Annotated in this window: 16 protein-coding genes; 13 read left to right on the top strand and 3 right to left on the bottom strand. The window is 59.9% G+C overall.

Annotated elements, in window-relative coordinates; genetic code table 11:
- Positions 1 to 39: 39 nt before the first annotated feature.
- From hypB to fdoI, 11 genes are all read left to right on the top strand, one after another.
- Positions 40 to 1161 carry a hydrogenase nickel incorporation protein HypB gene (hypB, locus tag DXX3274_RS14915; protein WP_050569886.1) on the top strand — a complete coding sequence of 374 codons (1122 nt, stop codon included), beginning with the start codon at positions 40 to 42 and terminating at the stop codon, positions 1159 to 1161.
- 2 nt (positions 1162 to 1163) lie between these two features.
- Entirely contained in the window at positions 1164 to 1451 is a 288-nt protein-coding gene (hybG, locus tag DXX3274_RS14910) for a hydrogenase maturation factor HybG (RefSeq protein ID WP_038667529.1), read from the top strand.
- Positions 1438 to 2553 carry a hydrogenase formation protein HypD gene (gene hypD, locus DXX3274_RS14905; RefSeq protein ID WP_042860458.1) on the top strand — a complete coding sequence of 372 codons (1116 nt, stop codon included), beginning with the start codon at positions 1438 to 1440 and terminating at the stop codon, positions 2551 to 2553. Before hybG ends, hypD begins: the two co-directional genes overlap by 14 nt.
- Positions 2553 to 3581, top strand: coding sequence for a hydrogenase expression/formation protein HypE (gene hypE, locus DXX3274_RS14900; RefSeq protein WP_042860457.1), 1029 nt, complete (start codon positions 2553 to 2555; stop codon positions 3579 to 3581). Before hypD ends, hypE begins: the two co-directional genes overlap by 1 nt.
- A gap of 373 nt (positions 3582 to 3954) precedes the next feature.
- Positions 3955 to 6255, top strand: coding sequence for a carbamoyltransferase HypF (gene hypF / locus DXX3274_RS14895; RefSeq protein WP_042860455.1), 2301 nt, complete (start codon positions 3955 to 3957; stop codon positions 6253 to 6255).
- Between the two features lie 94 nt (positions 6256 to 6349).
- Positions 6350 to 6835, top strand: a complete 486-nt coding sequence (locus DXX3274_RS14890) for a YlaC family protein (protein ID WP_042860454.1) — start codon at positions 6350 to 6352, stop codon at positions 6833 to 6835.
- Positions 6836 to 6961: 126 nt separating this feature from the next.
- Positions 6962 to 7687, top strand: coding sequence for a glutamine amidotransferase (locus DXX3274_RS14885; RefSeq protein WP_071603969.1), 726 nt, complete (start codon positions 6962 to 6964; stop codon positions 7685 to 7687).
- 11 nt (positions 7688 to 7698) lie between these two features.
- The gene (locus DXX3274_RS14880) at positions 7699 to 9120 is read left to right on the top strand and encodes a PLP-dependent aminotransferase family protein (protein WP_042862147.1); all 1422 of its coding nucleotides are present in this window, start codon (positions 7699 to 7701) and stop codon (positions 9118 to 9120) included.
- An 834-nt stretch (positions 9121 to 9954) separates the two neighbouring features.
- A complete protein-coding gene (gene fdnG / locus DXX3274_RS14875) occupies positions 9955 to 13005 on the top strand; it encodes a formate dehydrogenase-N subunit alpha (RefSeq protein WP_071603968.1) in 3051 nt (1016 codons plus the stop codon).
- 15 nt (positions 13006 to 13020) lie between these two features.
- A complete protein-coding gene (fdxH, locus tag DXX3274_RS14870; protein WP_042860453.1) occupies positions 13021 to 13923 on the top strand; it encodes a formate dehydrogenase subunit beta in 903 nt (300 codons plus the stop codon).
- Positions 13910 to 14545, top strand: a complete 636-nt coding sequence (fdoI, locus tag DXX3274_RS14865) for a formate dehydrogenase cytochrome b556 subunit (RefSeq protein ID WP_042860451.1) — start codon at positions 13910 to 13912, stop codon at positions 14543 to 14545. Before fdxH ends, fdoI begins: the two co-directional genes overlap by 14 nt.
- 357 nt (positions 14546 to 14902) lie before the next feature.
- On the opposite strand, the gene DXX3274_RS14860 is transcribed toward fdoI, so the two are convergent.
- Positions 14903 to 16207 (bottom strand): MFS transporter, encoded by a 1305-nt coding sequence (locus DXX3274_RS14860; protein ID WP_042860450.1) that lies wholly within the window; start codon positions 16205 to 16207, stop codon positions 14903 to 14905.
- A 383-nt stretch (positions 16208 to 16590) separates the two neighbouring features.
- Between DXX3274_RS14860 and fdhE the strand changes: the two genes are divergently transcribed.
- Positions 16591 to 17544: a formate dehydrogenase accessory protein FdhE gene (fdhE, locus tag DXX3274_RS14855; RefSeq protein WP_042860449.1), complete on the top strand. Its 954-nt coding sequence runs from the start codon at positions 16591 to 16593 to the stop codon at positions 17542 to 17544.
- A gap of 594 nt (positions 17545 to 18138) precedes the next feature.
- Positions 18139 to 19122, top strand: a complete 984-nt coding sequence (locus DXX3274_RS14845; protein WP_042860447.1) for an alpha/beta hydrolase — start codon at positions 18139 to 18141, stop codon at positions 19120 to 19122.
- A 102-nt stretch (positions 19123 to 19224) separates the two neighbouring features.
- Here DXX3274_RS14845 and DXX3274_RS14840 read toward each other — a convergent pair whose 3' ends face one another.
- Together DXX3274_RS14840 and DXX3274_RS14835 are read right to left on the bottom strand one after the other, a co-directional pair.
- Positions 19225 to 20442 (bottom strand): multidrug effflux MFS transporter, encoded by a 1218-nt coding sequence (locus DXX3274_RS14840; RefSeq protein WP_042860446.1) that lies wholly within the window; start codon positions 20440 to 20442, stop codon positions 19225 to 19227.
- A complete protein-coding gene (locus DXX3274_RS14835; RefSeq protein WP_042860445.1) occupies positions 20439 to 21035 on the bottom strand; it encodes a TetR/AcrR family transcriptional regulator in 597 nt (198 codons plus the stop codon). Before DXX3274_RS14835 ends, DXX3274_RS14840 begins: the two co-directional genes overlap by 4 nt.
- Positions 21036 to 21099 lie beyond the last annotated feature (64 nt).

The following is a 21099-nucleotide window of genomic DNA, read 5'->3' as shown; positions in this document are numbered from 1 at the left end:
CAGTAAAAAACGGTCTGCTTGACCGGAGGAGTCGTATCAATGTGTACCACATGCGGTTGTGGCGAGGGAGAACGTCGAATCGAAGGCGATGAGCTGACCCATTCACACGACCATCCCCATACGCACGATCACCACCACGAACATAGCCACAGTCATGACCATGTCCACTCGCATCCCCATCACCATGAACATGACGATGCGTCGACCGCGCCCGGCGTGATCATTCATCATCACCACTACTATTATCATCACGGCGATGTGCATCACCATTATCACGGCGCGTCACGTCCGCTGGCGTCGCGTCGCGCGCATGATCACTCACACTCTCATCATGATCATTCGCACTCTCATCATGCACATGAGCACGCCCAGTCGGAAGCGCGCTTTCAGCCGGTGGAGCGGGAGCAGCATTTGCACTATGGGCAAGGGGCGGCCGGCACCCACGCGCCGGGCATAGGTCAACAACGCCTGTTGCAGATCGAGATGGATGTGCTGAGCAAAAACAACCAACTGGCGGCGCACAACCGCGAGCATTTCGACGCCGATCAGATTTTGGCGCTGAATCTGGTGTCCAGCCCCGGTTCCGGTAAAACCACGCTATTGACCAGTACGCTGCATCTGCTGCGTGAACAGGTGCCGTGCGCGGTGATTGAAGGCGACCAGCAGACCACCAACGACGCCGAGCGTATCCGCGCTACCGGCGTTCCGGCGATTCAGGTCAACACCGGCAAAGGCTGCCATCTGGACGCGCAAATGGTGCATGACGCCATGCATCGGCTGCAACTGCCGGCGCACAGCCTGCTGTTTATCGAGAACGTCGGCAATCTGGTGTGTCCGGCCGGTTTCGATCTGGGCGAACGTCACAAGATCGCGGTGCTGTCGGTGACCGAAGGGGAAGACAAGCCGCTCAAATACCCGCATATGTTTGCCGCTGCCTCGCTGATGATTATTAACAAGATCGACCTGCTGCCGTATCTGGATTTTGATCTGGAAGCCTGTGTCGCCAATGCGCGCCGCGTCAATCCGCACATCAAGGTGATTGCGCTGTCCGCCCGCACCGGCGAGGGGATGGAAGCGTGGCTGGCCTGGCTGGAAGCACAGTTGCTGGGAACCCAGTTGGCGAATACGCCTTCACAACCGTCGCTGTTATCAGGAGCCTAATCATGTGCCTGGGCGTTCCCGGAAAAGTGGTCGCGGTCGGGCCGGATCTGCATTACCCGGCGCGGGTGGATGTCTGCGGCGTGCAGCGCGAGGTGAATATCGCGCTGGTATGCGAGGGCGACCCGGCGGCGCTGGTGGGGCAGTGGGTGCTGGTGCACGTCGGCTTCGCCATGAGCCTGCTGGACGAGCAGGAAGCGCAGGAGACGTTGGCGGCGCTGCAATCCATGCAGGCGGTCGGGCTGGAGCTGGATGAAGTACGGCAAACCGGAGCCATTTATGCAGTACGTTGATGAATTTCGCGATCCTGAGCTGGCGAAAGCGCTGTTGCAGCGCATTCAGGCGCTGGTCGACGCGATGCCGCAACTGAAAACGCGCCCGTTGCAGTTGATGGAAGTGTGCGGCGGGCATACCCACGCCATCTTTAAATTCGGTATCGACCGGTTATTGCCGCCGGAAATCGAGTTTGTGCACGGGCCGGGCTGCCCGGTGTGCGTGTTGCCGATGGGGCGGATTGACGCCTGTCTGGAGATCGCCGCCCGTCCGGAGGTGATTTTCTGCACCTTCGGCGACGCCATGCGGGTGCCGGGCCGCAACGGATCGTTGCAGGACGCCCGCCGCCACGGCGCCGATGTGCGGGTAGTCTACTCGCCGCTGGACGCGCTGGCGCTGGCGGAACAGTTTCCTGACCGGCAGGTGGTGTTTTTCGGGCTGGGGTTCGAAACCACCATGCCGAGCACCGCGCTGACGCTGCAACAGGCCAAACGCCGCGGTATCGGTAATTTTTCGCTGTTCTGCCAGCACATCACCATTATTCCCACGCTGAAAAGCCTGCTGGAACAGCCGGATCTGCGTATCGACGGCTTTCTGGCGCCGGGGCACGTCAGCATGGTGATTGGCGCTTATCCCTATCAGCCGCTGTGCGAGCAGTTCCACAAGCCGTTTGTGGTCACCGGTTTCGAGCCGCTGGATATTCTGCAGGCGCTGCTGATGCTGGTGCAGCAACTGCACGACGCGCGCTGCGAGGTGGAAAACCAGTACCGGCGCATCGTGCCGGACAGCGGCAATACGCTGGCGCAGCAGGCGATGGCGGAGGTGTTCGAAACCAAAGCCAGCAGCGAGTGGCGCGGACTGGGGGAAATCGCCGATTCCGGCATGCAACTGCGGGCGGAATACGCTGAATTCGACGCCGAGCGCCGCTTCAATCCGCAGCAACAGCGGGTGGCGGACGAGCCGTTGTCGCGCTGCGGCGAGGTGCTCACCGGGCGTTGCAAACCGGGCGATTGCCCGCTGTTCGGCCAACGCTGCACGCCGCAAAACGCTATCGGCGCGCTGATGGTGTCCTCGGAAGGCGCCTGCGCCGCTTATTATCAGTATCGCCGGGAGTGCGCCTGATGAAGAACACGTTATTACCCAAAGAGATTACCCTGGCGCACGGCAGCGGCGGGCAGGCGATGCAGCAACTGATCGAAGGATTGTTTCTGCAGGCGTTTGATAATCCGTTGCTGGCGGAGCGCGAGGATCAGGCGCGTTTGCCGCTGGCCGCATTAAGCGAGCAGGGCGACCGGCTGGCGTTTACCACCGACAGCTACGTCATCGATCCGATCGAATTTCCCGGCGGCGACATCGGCAAACTGGCGGTGTGCGGCACGGTTAACGATCTGGCGGTGAGCGGCGCGCTGCCGCGTTATCTCTCCTGCGGCTTTATTCTGGAAGAAGGGCTGGCGGGTGAGACGTTGCTGCGTCTTGTCACCTCAATGGCGCAGACCGCCCGCGACGCCGGGATTCAGATTGTTACCGGTGATACCAAAGTGGTGCCGCGCGGCGCGGCGGACAAAATTTTCATCAATACCGCCGGTATCGGCGTGATTCCTCACCACCTGCGCTGGGGTACTGGTGAAATCCGTCCCGGCGATCGTCTCATTGTCAGCGGTACGCTGGGGGATCACGGCGCCACGATTCTGAATCTGCGTGAGAAGCTGGGGCTGGAAGCGGAGCTGACCAGCGATTGCGCAGTGCTGACGCCGCTGATTGCGCCGTTGCGTCAGATTGACGGCGTTCGCGCCCTGCGTGACGCCACCCGCGGCGGGGTGACGGCGATCCTGCATGAGTTCGCTCAGGCCAGCGGCTGCGGTATGGAAGTGCAGGAGAGCGCCTTGCCGGTCAAACCGGCGGTGCGCGGCATCTGCGAACTGCTGGGGCTGGAGGCGCTGAATTTCGCCAACGAAGGCAAGCTGGTGCTGGTGGTGTCGCCGGAGGCGGAAAGCCGGGTGCTCGACGCCTTGCGGTCGCATCCGCTGGGGCGCGATGCCGCGGTCATCGGCAGCGTCACCGATAAAAAACAGGTGCGCCTGTGCGGCGTGTTCGGCGCCTCTCGGCTGCTGGATTTACCCCACAGCGAACCGATGCCGAGGATTTGCTGACACGCAGCTGTTGGTAAACAGCCGTACTGTTTTCATCGCATCGGCAATATAGTGGGAGGTTTCGTGCGGGATAAGCCACATTGTTTCTCTGTTATTTCATCACTCGCACGACAAGGAGAGGCTCAGCGCCGCCTCTCCTTGACCTCTGGCTGGTGGCTAAACTGTGCCGCTAGCGCGGTTCCTTCGGCGTTCGACTTCGCTGTTCGGGCCGCCTGTGACGCGCTCCCGGCGCGGCACAGGCTTTCGCCGCGTCCATGCGGCTCACCCGGCGAAGCCGTTCACCTCAGCACAGTTTTTGACGCCAAAAAAACGAACATCGGCATCTTTGCTACAGAAAATCCACCCTACAGATCCCCAATATAGGTTCTTACCTATGTCAGCTATTCATGTAACTACGACATCAGGCGTTGAAATCCGCGTTAAAGGTAAGGTGCAGGGGGTGGGGTTTCGCCCCTATGTCTGGCAAATCGCCCATCGTCTTGGCGCCAAAGGCAGCGTGCTCAACGACGGCGCGGGCGTGCTGATCCGGCTGTGGCCGGCGAGCGCTGAGGCCGCTTTCGTGGCGGCATTGTACGCCGAATGCCCGCCGCTGGCGCAGATCGACCAGGTAGTATGCCAGCCCTATTGCTGGGAGACGCCGCCGGGCGATTTCGTGATTGAGCACAGCGGCGCCGGGCAGATGGATACCCACATCGTGCCGGATGCCGCCACCTGCGGGGCGTGTCGTCAGGAGTTGTTTGACCCGCATGACCGCCGCTACCGTTATCCGTTTATCAACTGCACCCACTGCGGCCCGCGTTTTACCATCATTCGCCGGATGCCCTACGACCGCCCCAATACCGCGATGGCGGCGTTCCCGTTTTGTCCGACGTGTCGGCAGGAGTACCAGCACCCGGCGGAGCGGCGCTTTCATGCTCAGCCCAACGCCTGCCATGCCTGCGGCCCGCAGGTATGGCTGAGCGACGCTCGCCGCATCGTGGCCCACGGCGATGACGCCATCATGCAGACGGCGGCAGCCTTGTGCGCCGGGCGAATCGTGGCGATAAAAGGGCTGGGCGGGTTTCATCTGGCCTGCGACGCCACTGATGCGCAGGCGGTAGCGCGGTTGCGATCGCGCAAGCATCGCCCGGCCAAGCCGCTGGCGGTGATGTTGCCGGACGCCAGCTGGCTGGCGCAGTGCAGCTCGGTTGCGGAGCCCGCGTCGGCGCTGCGCATGATGCAAAGCCCTGCGGCGCCGATTGTGCTGCTGCCGCTGCGGCAGGATGGCGCGCTGGCGGCAGGCATTGCGCCCGGTCTGGATGAAGTGGGATTGATGCTGCCCGCCAATCCGTTGCAGCATCTGCTGCTGGCGGCGGTGGCGCGGCCGCTGGTGATGACCTCCGGCAATGCCGGTGGTAAGCCGCCGGCGCTGGATAATACGTCGGCGCTGGCCGATCTGGCGGGCATCGCCGACCTGTGGTTGCTGCACGATCGTGATATCGTGCAGCGGGCCGACGACTCGGTGGTGCGGATGCAGGACGATCGGGCGGAAATGCTGCGGCGTGCGCGCGGCTATGTGCCGAATGCCTTGCCGCTGCCGCCGGGGTTCAGCGCGCAGCCGGCGTTGCTGGCGATGGGCGCAGATCTCAAAAATACCTTCTGCCTGCTGCGCGATAGGTCCGCGATCGTCAGCCAGCATCTGGGCGATCTGGCGGATGACGAGGTGGAGCAGCAGTACCGGCAGGCGCAGGCGCTGTTCGCCGATATCTACCGGTTTACACCGCAAGCCATCGCGGTGGATGCGCACCCCGGTTACGCCAGCCGCCGTCTGGGGCAGCAACAGGCGGCGCAGTTGGGGATACCCTGCATTGAGGTGCTGCACCATCACGCGCATATCGTCGCCTGCATGGCCGAGCACCAGTGGCCGCGCGATGCCGGGCCGGTGATCGGGCTGGCGCTGGATGGCATCGGCTACGGCGGCGATAACCGCTGGTGGGGCGGCGAATGCCTGCGGGTGGATTACGCGCAGTGCCGGCATCTGGGCGGTTTGCCTGCGGTGGCGCTGCCGGGCGGCGATCTGGCGGCGCGTCAGCCGTGGCGCAATCTGCTGGCGCAGTTTCTGGCGTTTGTGCCGAACTGGGAAACCTTACCGCAAGCCGGCGCGATCCCCGCCAACGCGACGCCGCTGTTGACGCGCGCTATCGAGCGGGGTCTCAACGCGCCGCTGGCGTCGTCCGCCGGGCGGTTGTTCGACGCAGTGGCCGCCGCCTGTGGGTTTACCAGCGAGCAAAGCTGGGAAGGCGAAGCGGCCTGTTGGCTGGAAGCGCTGGCCCGGCAGCATCATGATGAAACGCCGCCGGTGACCATGCCGCTTTCCGGCAAGCAACTGGATCTGGCGACGTTCTGGCGGCAGTGGCTGGCGTATCACGCTGCGCCGGCCGACCGCGCCTTTGCCTTTCATCTGGCGCTGGCCGACGGGCTGGCGGCGCTGGTGCGTCAGGCGGCGCGGGAACAGGGCCTGGATACGGTGGCGTGTTCCGGCGGGGTGATGCATAACCGTTTGCTGGTCAATCTGTTACGTGAGAGGCTGGCGGATTTTACCCTGCTGATGCCGTCGCGTTTGCCGGCCGGCGATGGCGGACTGGCGTTGGGTCAGGCGCTGATTGCCGCCAGCCGCCTGTCAGCGCAGCACTAACTGTTATGGTTTTTTCACGCCAGACTGTATCTGTTCTGATTTACGCGTCTATGCTATCTTCTCGCACGAATAACGCTGTGCCGGGAGGATTAGCGTGGACGAAGTCAAACGTATTCTGAGCGAAGAAATCGAGCGTCTGAACCGTGAAGAACGGCGCGACAATCGCATCCGCTTTAGCCGTAAATTCATGGTGAGCCACCCCTATCTGTTCGGCGGTATGCTGGTGAGCTATGTGCCGGTGGCGCTGATTCTGTGGTACGCGCCTTATTTCGGTGCCCCTTATGTGGCTGGGTTTACGCTGTTTCTGTTGCTGATGTCGCTGGCGATGTCGATGGATATCAACCCGCGCTACCGTTTCGAAGATATCGACGCGCTGGATCTGCGGGTATGTTACAACGGCGAGTGGTACAACCGCCGCCATGTGTCGCCCCAGACGCTGGAGTTGCTGCTGCAGAGCCCGCAGGTGGCCGGGCCGGTTAAAGACGGCGTCGCCAGGCTGTTGCAGACCAAGGGTTACCTCTATTTTTACGACGTCTTTTCTCTGGCATACCGCTCATCCGCCCGGTCAATCCCCGGCTGATCGATAGGGTCGCCGTCTGTTGCCGATATGAATAAAGATCAACGGCATGAGGCGGTGACAGGGCGCGCCCCGCGTGGTACGTTCAAAACTCATCTTGTTTAAAGTCCCCGAGGCAAGCGACGTGCCATGACGACGTTAACCGCGAATTTCCCCGCTTCATCCCGACCGCCTTCACTGCTTATTGTGCAGATGGGCGAACCGCCCGAACCGATCGCTCACGCCGTCGGCCAGCAGGCCGACTGGTTCGGCAGCGCGCTGGCCGATGAAGGCGTGCGCCTGCATGTGGTGCGGCCGGACGCCGGCGATGCTTTGCCGAATCCCGGCGAGCATGACGCCGCCATCATCAGCGGCTCCTGGTCGATGGTGACCGACCGGCTGGACTGGAGCGAACGCACCGCCGACTGGTTGCGCCAGAGTGTGGATGCCGGGCTGCCGGTGTTGGGGGTGTGCTACGGCCATCAGCTGTTGGCGCATGCGCTGGGCGGCACGGTAGCGGATAACCCGAATGGCCGGGAAATGGGCTTGAAGACCGTGACGCTGCATCACGACGCCGCTGACGACGCGCTGCTGACGGCGATACCGACGCAGTTCAGCGCCTACCTCAGCCATCTTCAGTCGGTAGTGGCGCCGCCGCCCGGCGCACAGGTGCTGGCGGCATCGGAACAGGATGGTTGCCAGATTATCCGCTATACGCCGCATACCTTGTCATTTCAGTTCCACCCGGAGATGGATGCGGCGGTGATGAATGCCTGTCTGCGTCATTGCGCGTTGCCGGAAATGGCCGACAGCGCCGAGCCGGTGTGGGCGCGGCGGTTGCTGCTGGATTTTGTCCGGCTGGCGTTGTCCCGCTAAGGAGTTCTCCGCTGGCGAAATTCGAACAACTGGCCGACCAGATGCAGGCGCAGTTACAGGCCGGCATCTGGCAACCGGGAGAAAAATTGCCGTCGCTGCGCGAAAAGGCGGTGCATTCCGGTCTGAGCCTGATGACGGTGCTGCATGCCTACCAGTTGCTGGAAAGTCAGGGCTGGATCATTTCACGCCCGCAGTCCGGCTACTACGCCGCGCCGCGTATCGAACGGCCGGTCGCGCCGCCCGCCAGCGGCGACGCGGTTCACCTGACGGAACACGTTGACGTCAACCGTTTTATCTTCGATGTGCTGCACGCCAGCCGCTCGCCCGGCGTGGTGCCGTTCGGTTCCGCTTTTCCCGATCCGCGGCTGTTTCCCCAGCGCCAGTTGACCCGCTCGCTGGCGACGGTGGCGCGCCGTATGCAACCTGAAAACGCGGTGGACAACCTGCCGCCCGGCAACGAGCGGCTACGCAAGCAGATCGCCCAGCGCTACGCGCTGCAGGGCATCGCCGTGTCGCCGGACGAGATCGTGATCACCAGCGGCGCGATGGAGTCGCTTAATCTGAGCCTGCAGATGCTGACCCGGCCCGGTGATTATGTGGTGGTGGAGTCGCCGTCGTTTTACGGCGCGTTGCAGGCGATTGAACGTTTACAACTGAAAGCCATCGCTATCGCCACCCATCCGCACACCGGCGTCGATCTGGCGGCGTTGCGCCAGGCGCTGCACGATTATCCGATTCGCGCCTGTTGGCTGATGACCAATTTTCACAATCCGCTCGGTTGCACGCTGGCGTGGGAGAAAAAGCAGCAGTTGGCCGCGCTGTTGCGCGAGCATCAGGTGCCGCTGATTGAAGATGATGTCTACAGCGAACTGTACGCCGGCATCCATCGCCCGCTGCCGGTCAAGGCGCTTGATAGTGACGGGCAGGTGCTGCACTGTTCGTCCTTTTCGAAGAATCTGGTCGCGGGATTCCGGGTTGGCTGGGTAGCGGCGGGGCGGTGGGCGCAAGGTATTCAGCGGCTGCAACTGATGAGTACGCTCTCCGCCAGCGCGCCGATGCAACTGGCGGTGGCGGATTATCTGGCCACCAGCAGCTACGACAGCCATTTGCGGCGTTTACGGCGTACGCTGGAGCAGCGTAAACACCGGTTGTATCAGGCGATGAAGGCGCATTTCCCCGCCGGAGTGGACATTTATTACGCCGAAGGCGGCTATTTTCTATGGCTGGGACTGCCGGAAGCGTTCAATAGCATTGAACTGTATCAGCAGGCGCTGGCGCAGGGCGTCAGCATTGCGCCGGGCAGAATGTTCACCACCGGCGATAAATTTGACCGCTATTTCCGCATCAATACGTCTTTCGAATGGCAGGAAAAAACGGAAAACGCCATCATCGCGCTGGCCGCTTTGCTGAGAAAAAGGCTGTCCTCTTCCTGACGCCGACGCGCTGTTTGGATGCCCGACGGCGTCGACTCATTACTCCCCCGTTTACTGCCGCATAGATACAGGTCGTTTATTCCTATCAGGACGTTCATTTTTATTTTTACTCCGGTAACGATGGCTGCCGGTTTTCGGCGTAAGCGCTGGCGGAAATATTATTATTTAATTTTCTGATTTATTTCTTTTCAATCTGACTGGTTTATTTATTTTCAGCCGGAAGATTATCGTCGTTATTTTCTTGTTATTAGCGAAGGCCTAAAAATAGGGTATAGATAGCGGGTTTTTTATAAAGAAACTCTTAATTATTTCCAGTTGGAATAACATCGCTGCGGCCGTTTTTTGTAGTCGCTATGTAAAAAAATATACAACGACACAGCATGTTAGCTCGATTTGGTAATGAGAATTATTCTATTTAAGCTAGTGATAACGTTAAAAAACAGCCTGTCTGTGGTGAATTGTGATGGATTTGTTGTTGTTGAGATAATTAATTGGCGCTTTTTATTCATCAGTTCATAATACATATGTTTGGTGGGGGTTTATGCGTTATTCCTGCCATCATCCATTCATATCAATAAAGCATTAATACATAAATACGATGTATACCCAAAATAATTCGAGTTGCAGGAAGGCGGCGACGCAGCGAATCCCCAGGCGCTTACTGAAGTCAAGTGACTGGGGTGAGTGACAACTCTGCCGGGCGCAGAGTTGAACGCTGCTGACAGCGGCCCCGAAGGGGCGAGGCCCAGGGATGGGCCGAGTAATAAAGCCAACGCACCTGCAACTTGAAGTATGAAGGGTATCGCTCTGAGTGATGTCGTGCGAGGAATCTCCATGCAGGTCAGCAGAAGGCAGTTCTTTAAAATATGCGCAGGCGGTATGGCCGGAACCACGGTCACCGCGCTCGGCTTTTCTCCCAGTGCCGCGTTAGCCGAAACGCGGCAATATAAATTATTACGCGCCAGAGAAACCCGGAATAATTGCACCTACTGTTCAGTCGGGTGCGGGATTCTGATGTACAGTCTCGGCGACGGCGCCAAAAACGCCAAAGCGTCCATTTACCACATCGAAGGGGATCCGGATCATCCGGTCAGTCGCGGCTCGTTGTGCCCGAAAGGTGCCGGACTGGTGGACTTCATCCATAGCGACCAGCGCCTGAAATACCCGGAATACCGCGCGCCCGGCTCCGACAAGTGGCAGCGCATCAGCTGGGAAGAGGCGTTTGATCGCATCGCCCGGTTGATGAAAAAAGACCGCGACGCCAACTTCATCGAGAAAAACAGCGCCGGGGTGACGGTTAACCGCTGGCTGACCACCGGGATGCTGTGCTCGTCGGCGGCCAGTAATGAAACCGGCATTCTGGATCAGAAATTTGCCCGCGCGCTGGGGATGGTCGGCATCGATACCCAGGCGCGCCTGTGCCACGCCCCGACCGTGGCGGCGCTGGCGCCGACCTTCGGTCGCGGTGCCATGACCAACAACTGGGTGGACATCAAGAACGCCAACATCATTCTGGTGATGGGCGGCAACCCGGCGGAAGCGCACCCGGTCGGCTTTAAGTGGGCGGTGGAAGCCAAGGTGAAAAACGGCGCCAAGCTGATCGTGGTCGACCCGCGTTTTAACCGCTCCGCCGCGGTAGCGGATCTCTATTCGCCGATTCGCGCCGGCTCCGATATCACCTTTCTGCTCGGCGTGGTGAACTACCTGTTGAGCCACGACAAGGTGCAGATGCCGTATGTGCAGGCATACACCAACGCCAGCCTGATCGTGCGCGACGACTTCAGTTTCGACGAGGGGATTTTCAGCGGCTACAGCGAGAAAGAACGCAAGTACGACCGCACCTCCTGGCAGTACGAACTGGATGAGAACGGTTTTGCTAAACGCGATATGACGCTAAGCCATCCACGCTGTGTGTGGAACCTGCTTAAGACGCACGTCAGCCGCTATACGCCGGATCTGGTGACCAGTGTCTGCGGCACGCCAAAGCAGGACTTTCTCACCATCTGCGACCTGCTGGCTTCCACCAGCGTGCCGGATCGTACCGCCACCATCATGTACGCGCTGGGCTGGACGCAGCACACCTCCGGCGCCCAGATGATCCGCACCGCGGCGATGATCCAGCTGTTGCTGGGCAATGTCGGCATGGCGGGCGGCGGCGTGAATGCGCTGCGCGGCCACTCCAACATTCAGGGTTATACCGACCTGGGGCTGCTGTCGCTGAACCTGCCGGGGTACATGCCGCTGCCGTCGGAAAAACAGACCTCGCTGAAAGATTATCTGGACCAGATCACCCCGAAAGCGCTGCTGGCGGATCAGGTCAACTACTGGAAGAACACGCCCAAGTTTTTTATCAGCATGATGAAGAGCTTCTGGGGCGATAAGGCGCAGAAAGAAAACGACTGGGGCTACGACTGGCTGCCGAAATGGGACAAGAGCTACGATGCGCTGGCTTACTCCCGCATGATGCTGGACGGCAAGGTCAACGGCTACATCGTGCAGGGCTTTAACCCGATAGCCGCGTTTGCCGACTCCAACAAGGCGCGCGACGCGCTGGCGAAACTGAAATATATGGTGGTCATCGACCCGCTGGCGACAGAAACCTCCAACTTCTGGCAAAACCACGGCGAACTGAACGATGTCGATTCGAGCAAAATCCAGACCGAGGTGTTCCGCCTGCCGTCCAGCTGTTTCGCCGAGGAAAACGGCTCCATCGTCAACTCCGGCCGCTGGTTGCAGTGGCACTATCAGGGCGCCGAGCCGCCGGGTGAAGCGCGCCACGACGGCGTGATTATCGCCGGTTTGTTCCTGCGTCTGCGCGAGCTGTACGCCAAAGAAGGCGGCGCCAACCCGGCGCCGGTGCTGAACATGAGCTGGGATTATCTGGAGCCGGACGATCCGTCCGCCGAGGAGATCACCAAAGAGGCCAACGGTCGCGCGCTGGCGGATCTGTTCGATGACAAAGGCAACCTGTTGCTGAAGAAAGGGCAACTGCTGCCTGATTTCTCCCTGCTGCGCGATGACGGCTCCACCGCCAGTTTTTGCTGGATTTACGCCGGTTCCTGGACCGAGGCGGGCAACCAGATGGCGCGACGCGACAACGCCGATCCGTCTGGTCTGGGCTGTACGCCGGGCTGGGCCTGGTGCTGGCCGCAGAACCGCCGCATTCTCTACAACCGCGCCTCGGCGGACGAACAAGGCCGCCCGTGGGATCCGAAACGCGTGCTGTTGAGCTGGAATGGTCAGAAGTGGAGCGGTATCGACGTGCCGGACTTCGCCGCCACCGTGCCGCCGGGCAGCGCCGCCGGGCCGTTCATTATGCAGGCCGAAGGGCTGGGCCGTTTGTTCGCCATCGACAAAATGGCGGAAGGCCCGTTCCCGGCGCATTACGAACCGACCGAATCGCCGTTGAAAACCAACCCGGTGTACAGCAAGGCGCTGATTAATCCGGTGGCGCGTATTCTGGAGGCGGACCGCTCGCGTATGGGAACGGCAGATGAGTTCCCGTTCGTCGCCACCACGTATTCGATCACCGAGTTGTTCCGCCACTGGACCAAGCATGCGCGCCTTAACGCCATCGTGCAGCCGGAGCAGTTTGTCGAAATCGGCGAAGGGTTGGCGAAGCAGAAGGGGATTCAGGCCGGCGATGTGGTGAAGGTCAGCAGCAAGCGGGGATACATCAAAGCGAAAGCCGTCGTTACCAAGCGTATCCGCACCCTGACGATTCAGGGCAAACCGGTGGAAACCATCGGCGTGCCCTGTCACTGGGGCTTTGAGGGCACCACCCAGAAAGGCTTTATGGCGAATATCCTGACGCCGCATGTCGGTGACGCCAACAGTCAGACGCCGGAGTACAAGGCGTTTCTGGTCAATGTGGAAAAGGCGTAGTCGCGGAGAAACACTATGGCAATGCAATCACAAGATATCATCCGTCGCTCTGCGACCAACTCACTGACGCCGCCGCCGCAGGCCCGCAATCACAAAGAACAGGTCGCCAAACTGATCGACGTGACCACCTGTATCGGCTGTAAAGCCTGTCAGGTGGCCTGTTCCGAGTGGAACGACATCCGCGATGATGTCGGGCACAACGTCGGGGTGTACGACAACCCTACCGATCTCAGCGCCAAATCCTGGACGGTGATGCGTTTCGCCGAATTCGAGGAAAACGGCAAACTGGAATGGCTGATCCGCAAGGACGGCTGTATGCACTGCGCCGATCCGGGCTGCCTCAAGGCCTGCCCGTCGGAAGGAGCGATCATCCAGTACGCCAACGGCATCGTCGACTTCCAGTCGGAGCACTGCATCGGCTGCGGCTACTGTATCGCCGGTTGTCCGTTCGACGTGCCGCGCATGAACAAGGACGACAACAAGGTGTACAAATGCACCCTGTGCGTCGACCGCGTGGAGGTTGGGCAGGAACCGTCCTGCGTGAAGACCTGCCCGACCGGGGCGATTCATTTCGGTACCAAGGAAGAGATGAAAGTGCTGGCGGCCGAACGGGTAACAGACCTGAACAGCCGCGGTTACAGCAATGCCGGTCTGTACGACCCGGCCGGCGTCGGCGGTACGCACGTGATGTACGTGCTGCATCACGCCGACAGGCCGCAGTTGTACAACGGCCTGCCGGCCAACCCGAGCATCAGCCCGGCGGTGACCTTCTGGAAAGGCATTTGGAAACCGCTGGCCGCTATCGGTTTTGCCGCCACCTTCGCCGCCAGCGTATTCCACTACGTGGGTATCGGGCCGAACCGGGTGGAAGACGATGACGACGCGCACCACGAGGGCAAGCAGCATGAAAAAGAGTAATCGGATTCAGCGTTACAGCGCACCCGAGCGCATTAATCACTGGATTGTGGCGTTCTGCTTTGTGTTCGCCGCACTGAGCGGGCTGGGGTTTTTCTTCCCGTCGCTCAACTGGCTGATGAATGTGCTGGGTACGCCGCAGCTGGCGCGCATCCTGCACCCATTTGTCGGGGTGGTGATGTTTGTTGCTTTCCTGCTGATGTTTTTACGTTACTGGAAACACAACCTGATTGAGCGCAGCGACCTGGAGTGGGCGAAAAACATCCACAAGATCGCCCGTAACGAAGAAGTCGGCGATACCGGTCGCTATAACTTCGGTCAGAAATGCGTGTTCTGGCTGGCGATTAGCTGTCTGCTGCTGTTGCTGGCGAGCGGGATCGTGATCTGGCGGCCGTACTTCGCGCCGTCGTTCTCCATCCCGGTGATCCGGGCGGCGCTGGTGGTACATTCGGTGTCCGCGGTAGGTTTGATCCTGACCATCATGGTGCATGTGTACGCCGCCTTGTGGGTGAAAGGCACCATCACCGCGATGGTGGAGGGCTGGGTTTCCAGTTCCTGGGCGAAGAAACACCATCCGCGCTGGTATCGCGAGCTGCAATCCAAAGCGCAGGATAAGCAGCACTGATCCTAATTCGCAAACTGGTGAAGTCTGTGGTTGATGGTGAGGTTTTTCAGCGTCAAAAACTGTGCTGAGGTGGGCGACTTCGCCGGATGAGCGGCATGGACGCCGCGAAAGCCTGTGCCGTGCTGGGAGCACGTCACAGGCGGTCCGAACAGCGAAGGCGAACGCCGAAGGGACCGCGTCAGCGGCACAGTTTAGCCGTCAGCCAGAGGTCAAGGAGAGGCGGCGCTGAGCCTCTCCTTGTCGTGCGTGCGATGAGATAACAAAGAAACGACACCGTTTATCTCGCACGAAACTATTCCCTGATCAGACAAACTTAACCGTTCACAAAGCAACACGGCTGTTTGCCTACAGCCCAACTTAGCGATTTACCAGTTTTGCCGGCAGCGCCACCACCAGCAGCGAGCTGAGCAGCAGACAGAAGGCGAAGAACCACAGCGCGCCGCTGCCGCTGCCGGTTAGCTCCATAGCGAAACCCATGATTGAATTGCTGACCAGACCGGCGATATTCGCCAGCGAGCAGGCCAGCGCAAAGCCGGTAGCGGCGGCGGTGCCGGTGAGGAAGGTGGCGGGCAGGCTGAAGAACACCGGCACGGTGCCAATGATGGTGGCCTGCGCCACCGAGAACAGCAGCACCGTCATCACGATATTCTGGGTGAAGAAGGTGCTCGCCACCATCGCCGCCGCGCCCAGCCAGAACGGCACGATGATGTGCCAGCGCCGTTCGCGCAGCCGGTCGGAGCTGGCGCCGAGCAATACCATACCGGCCAGCGCCGCAATGCTGGGGATCGCCGTCAGCAGGCCAATCTGCCCGAGATCGGCCACGCCGGCTTTTTTAATGAAGGTCGGCAACCAGAACCCCATGGCATAGGCGCACAACAGAATCGAGAAATCGATGCCGCCCAGCATCCAGACTTTCAGGTTGAGGAAACCGTCGCGAAAGCGGTGTTTCATATACGGCGCTTCGCGGGCGTCGATCGCCAGGTCGGCGCGCACCTGCGCTTTGTCCGTCTCGCTCAGCCAGCGCGCCTGATCGACGCCGTCCGGCAGCAGCCAAAGGGTCAGCACGCCAAGCAGTACGCTCGGCAGCCCCTCCAGCAGAAACATCCACTGCCAGCCGTGCAGCCCGTGGGCCGAATCAAAATGCGACATAATCCAGCCTGACAACGGGCCGCCCACCACACTGGAAAGCGGCAGGCCGATCATGAACAGCGAAATGATGCGACTGCGCCGCCAGGAGGGGAACCAGCGCGTCAGGTAATACAGCACGCCGGGCAGAAAACCGGCTTCCGCCGCGCCAAGCAGAAAACGCAGCACGTAGAATTGAACCGGCGTGGTGACAAACATCGTCGCGGCGGACAGCAATCCCCAACTGATCATGATGCGCGCGATCCAGATTCGGGCGCCGACACGTTGCAGAATCAGGTTGCTCGGCACCTCGAACAGAATATAGCCGACGAAGAACAGCCCGGCGCCGAGGCCGAAGGCGACATCGCTGAGCGCCAGCTGACTCGCCATCTGCAGTTTCGCCAGACCGATATTGATGCGGTCAAGGTAAGCGGCGAGATAACACAGGCACAGGAACGGGATCAGCCGCCAGGTGATTTTGCGGTAAACCGACGCGATAGCGCCCGGCGTGGGTGTCTGAGAATAAACTGCGGTCATGTATGTCGTTTCCAGCATTAGACGGAGTTATCGTTATACCTAATCAGGCGGTGTCCCTTGGTCGTGCGCATCCGTGACTGACGTCCTTTCACCCGGTGTTTGAACCTGTGCGACGGATCGCCGCCGCGTGCCTGCCGGCGCGCCAGCGACGCTAATCGTAACGGCACAGCCTGAGTTCTGTCGGCGAAAGACAGCCACCCAATTTTGCTGTCGATAGCCGGTCGTGTCTATCCAGTTTGGCTGATGTTTTCCATTCCCAGGCACGGCTCGGAAAATCACTCCTTATTGTGAGGAATAACCTGCTAACATGAGGGCATCAGAACGGGGGCCGGCGTGGTATTCGCACGGCCCCTGCCACGTGGATAAACAGGAAACATAACCTGATGAGTATTCGTATTGTGCCGCAGGAGCAACTGGCCGACAGTGAGAAAACCTCAACCATCGGCACGATTCCTCCCTTGCTGTTCGCTAACCTAAAAAGCCTGTACAGCGGTCGTGCCGAGCGCCTGCGCCAGCTGGCGCAGGATCACCCGCTGGCGGATTACCTGCTGTTTGCCGCCGAAGTGGTGGACGCGCAGGAAAAAGTGCGGCATGACCATCCGCTGGATAAGGACCTCGCCGGCCTGTTGCACGATAGCGTGCACAACAGTCACGAGCAAAACAGCGCCCGCCGCCCGCCGCTGGACGCCGCCACGTTTGCGCGCGATCCGCACTGGCATACTCTGCTGCAGGCGTTGATTGAAGAACTGAAAGCCACCGCCAGCGGCCAGGTATTGACCACGCTGGAAAACCTGGAAAAGATGCCGGCGCAGCAGTGGGACGCACTGGCGGACGCGCTGATCGCGCAGCAATTCACGCCGGAAAACAACGATAAGGCGCCGTTCGTCTGGGCGGCGTTGTCGCTGTACTGGGCGCAAATGGCGACCCAGTTGCCGGGGCGGGCGCACGCCGAGCAGGGCGAGCATCGCCAGTTTTGTCCGGTGTGCGGCAGCATGCCGGTCTCCGGCGTGATACAGATTGGCACCACCAGCGGCCTGCGCTACCTGCACTGTAACCTGTGCGAAACCGAATGGCATATGGTGCGCGTCAAATGCAGTAACTGCGAGCAGGCGGGCAAACTGAACTACTGGTCGCTGGATGATGAGAATTCCGCCATCAAGGCGGAAAGCTGCGACGACTGCGGCACCTACCTGAAGCTGTTGTATCAGGAAAAGGATCACCGGGTGGAAGCGGTGGCGGACGATCTGGCCTCGCTGGTGCTGGATGTGAAAATGGAAGACGAAGGTTTTTCCCGCAGCAGCATCAACCCGTTCCTGTTCCCGGACAGTAGTCAGTAAGCGGAATAGGTCGCCCGCTGGAACGGCGTTGACTCACGGGAGCCAACGCCGTTGTTGTTGATTTGGTATTTCTCTCTTCTTCTTTTATTCCAGTCGATGCTGCATTATTTTTTACGGCAGTAATTTTTTATAAAAAAACTAATCGAATAATTGGCGTGAAGCTATTTTTTTATCTCTTTTATTGCCCGGAAATTATTCTTAAATGGTTTTTTCTTCACCAGATTGACCGGCTCGTTTTTTCCCCAGCCAACAGACAAACACGATTTTTTTATACCCTGAATAACAATTATAGTGGCGCTGTCTCAAGGTAATTATCCAGTTATACCCGTCATACTTCAAGTTGCAGGGGCGTTGGCTGCGTTACTCGGCCCATTTCATGGGCCTCGCCCCTTCGGGGCCGCTGCCAGCAGCGTTCAAATCGGCTTACGCCAATTTGTCGCTCACCCTGGTCACTTACTTGAGTAAGCTCCCAGGGATTCACTCGGTTGCCGCCTTTCTGCAGCTCGAATTATTCAGGGTTTATTTCATCAGAAATAATCGTCTGACAGGCGATTATAAAATGTTTTTTTAATCATTTTAAGGACTGTATTTATTATGAATACTGCTACTAACGTTAATCGCCTGCCGGGATACACTCAGGGCGCACAGGTTATTCGTGTTAAAAAAGTACGTCAACAAATTGATGCTATTAATGGCATCGTTTATTCCCAGATTAAAAGCCTGCAACAAGTCCGTCAGTTGGAAATGTCCTTGCTCGTCCCCCGTACAACCGCCCTGAAACCGGCGATTGTCTATTTTCCCGGTGGCGGATTCCGTTCGGCTTTCTATGAGAAATTGATTGAAATGCGCATGGCGCTGGCGGAATCCGGATTTGTTGTCGCGGCGGCGGAATACCGCGTTATTGCCGACCAATACCCGGCGTTGATCGAGGATGCCAAATCAGCGGTTCGTTACCTGCGTGAACACGCGGCGGAATACGGCATTGACCCGACCAGAATCGGCGTACTGGGCGATTCCGCCGGTGGCTATGTCGCGCAAATGGCGGGAGCGACGAACGGGCAGCGAAACTTTGACAAAGGACAGTTTCTGGACAAATCGTCCGATGTGCAGGCGGTAGCCACCCTGTATGGGATTTCCAGTTTGCTGAATATTGGCGAGGGCTTTCCGGAAAATATGCGCAAAGTCCACGAATCGCCCGCGGTGCCGGAAGCCCTGCTGGTGAATGGCACTGCGTTTATGGATTTCCCCGGCGCCAGCATTACCAGCGATCCGGTCAAAGCGCTTAACGCCAGCCCGATGGGTCAGCTCAGCGGAAGAAAACCGCCGTTTCTGATCATGCACGGCAGCACCGACAATATCGTTTCGCCGCTGCAAAGCAAGCAGCTCTACGAGGCATTGGTTGCAGGCGGCAACCGGGCGGAATATGTGCTGCTGGAAGGGGCCGGGCATGGCGATATTTACTGGTTCCAGCCGGTGATCATCAGCAAAGTCGTGAGTTGGTTTAAACAAACGCTGGGTGAATCAATCCCGGACCCTGCCTTGTCTGGCGGCGATGATCTCACTGAAGGCCGTTTGTAAGCGGGATAAGCCCGTGCCGTGAATCTTGCTGGCACGGGCTGTGCGCGCCGGGGAATCTCGGTATTCAGCGCGATGACCGACTTCTCATCGCCGCGTGCCGGTTCATCCCTTTTCCGGTTGGTCTCCCTGAGCGGTGGATTTCAGGGATAACAGCAGATAGGCGATGACCGCCAGCAGGTAGCATCCCAGGATCACCAGCGCCATCGACAGCGCGCTGGTGCTGCCGGTCAGCCCGGTAAACGGCACGCTCAGTGCGCCGAGCGCGAACATGCTCAGACCAATCAGCGCCGAAGCGCTGCCGGCCTTGCTGCCCTGGCTCTGCATCGCCAGCGATGACGCGCAGGGGCCGACAATCCCGATCATGGCGATGGCGAAAAACAGCGGGATCAGAATGCCGATAAGCGGCGCGTGCAGCAATCCGGCCACCGTCAGCACCAGCGCCGAGATGACCGCGACAGCCAGCCCGGCGTGCAGCACGCGCTGCTCGCCAAAGCGCAGGCTAAAGTGGGAGGCCAGCTGTCCGGCGGCGATCAGCCCGATGCCGTTGACCGCAAAACACAGGCTGAACGCCTGCGGGCTTAGCCCGTATACTTCCTGCAGCACGAACGGCGAGGCGCCGATGTAGGCGAACATGCCGGCGCCGCACAGCCCCTGCGCCAGACACAATCCCATGAATGTTCGCTCCCGCAGCAGGCTTCCCAACGACGACAGCATCGAACCGACCCCGCCGGCGATGCGCCGCTCGGCGGGCAGCGTCTCGTTTAGCCGCAGCAGACACATCGCCAGCAACAGAAAAGCAATCACCGCCAGCAGCACAAAAATGCCGCGCCAGTCGGTCACGCCCAGCAGTAAACCGCCCAGTACCGGCGAGAGGATCGGCGCCAGGCCGTTGATCAGCATCAGCAACGAGAAAAAACGGGTCAGGGCATGGCCCACATACAGATCCCGCGCGACGGCCCGGGACAACACCGCGCCGCCCGCGCCGGCGATGCCCTGCAACAACCGGGCGACGATCAGCTGGCCGATATCCTGCGCCAGCGCGCACCAGACCGAAGTCAACAGCAGCATCGCCAGCGACAGCAACAACGGCAGGCGTCGGCCCAGCTTGTCGCTCAGCGGGCCGAAGATCAACTGACCGGCGCCCAGCCCGAGCAGGCCGGCGGTCAGGCTAAGTTGGGTGGCGGCCGTCGAGGTGGCGAGCGCGCCGGTCATCTGCGGCAGCGCGGGGAGGTAGAGGTCGGTACATAGCGGGCCGAGCGCGGCCAGCGTACCCAGAATCAGGGCGTATTCGAGTCGTGAACGGGATGATTTTTCAGTCATGGCGTCTTATCAGGGAACAGTGAGTCAAACAGGGATTGGTACAGCGGCTCCAGCACCGCGACCGGGGCGCGCTGCGGAATCACGCTGCGGAATGTCGTGCCTTCGCACAATACCGCCATCAGTTCGGTACGCGCGGCGATTTCCTCATCCGAAAAATGCGGAAAGCGGTATTTCATCAGCGTACTGGCGCGGGTAAACATGTGCCGATCGGCTTCCTGCATGATGCTCGCCACCCGCGGGTTACGGGTGGCTTCGGATGCCACTTCCAGCATCAGCAGGTTATCATCGTCGTCGCTGTCTCCGGCGATCGGCAACTGGCGGCGGGCCAGCAGCGGCGCAAAACGCCGGGGTTCTTCATTTTCCGGCGTCATGCGCTGTAGCCGGATATCGACGATACGCCGCACGATCTCCTCAATGATGTCGTCTTTGTTGACGAAATAGCGGTAAATCTGCCCGACGCTAAGCTGGGCCTGCGCGGCGATCTCCGCCATGCTGGCGCCGTGAAAGCCGGACTGGCGAAAGCAGCGGCGAGCGGCGGCGATGATCTGATCACGCCGGGCCTGCGCTTTGTCTTCATGATGGGGTGATGGCATAGCATTGCTCCAATGCCTGGATAACGTTGCTAACGCTATCCTTGCAAATTTTATAAGAAGTCTG

It is taken from the genome of Dickeya sp. NCPPB 3274, from assembly GCF_000406205.1.
GTDB classification, from domain to species: domain Bacteria; phylum Pseudomonadota; class Gammaproteobacteria; order Enterobacterales; family Enterobacteriaceae; genus Dickeya; species Dickeya fangzhongdai.
Note: the sequence above shows the minus strand (reverse complement) of the source record. Positions and strands in the feature narration are given on the sequence as shown.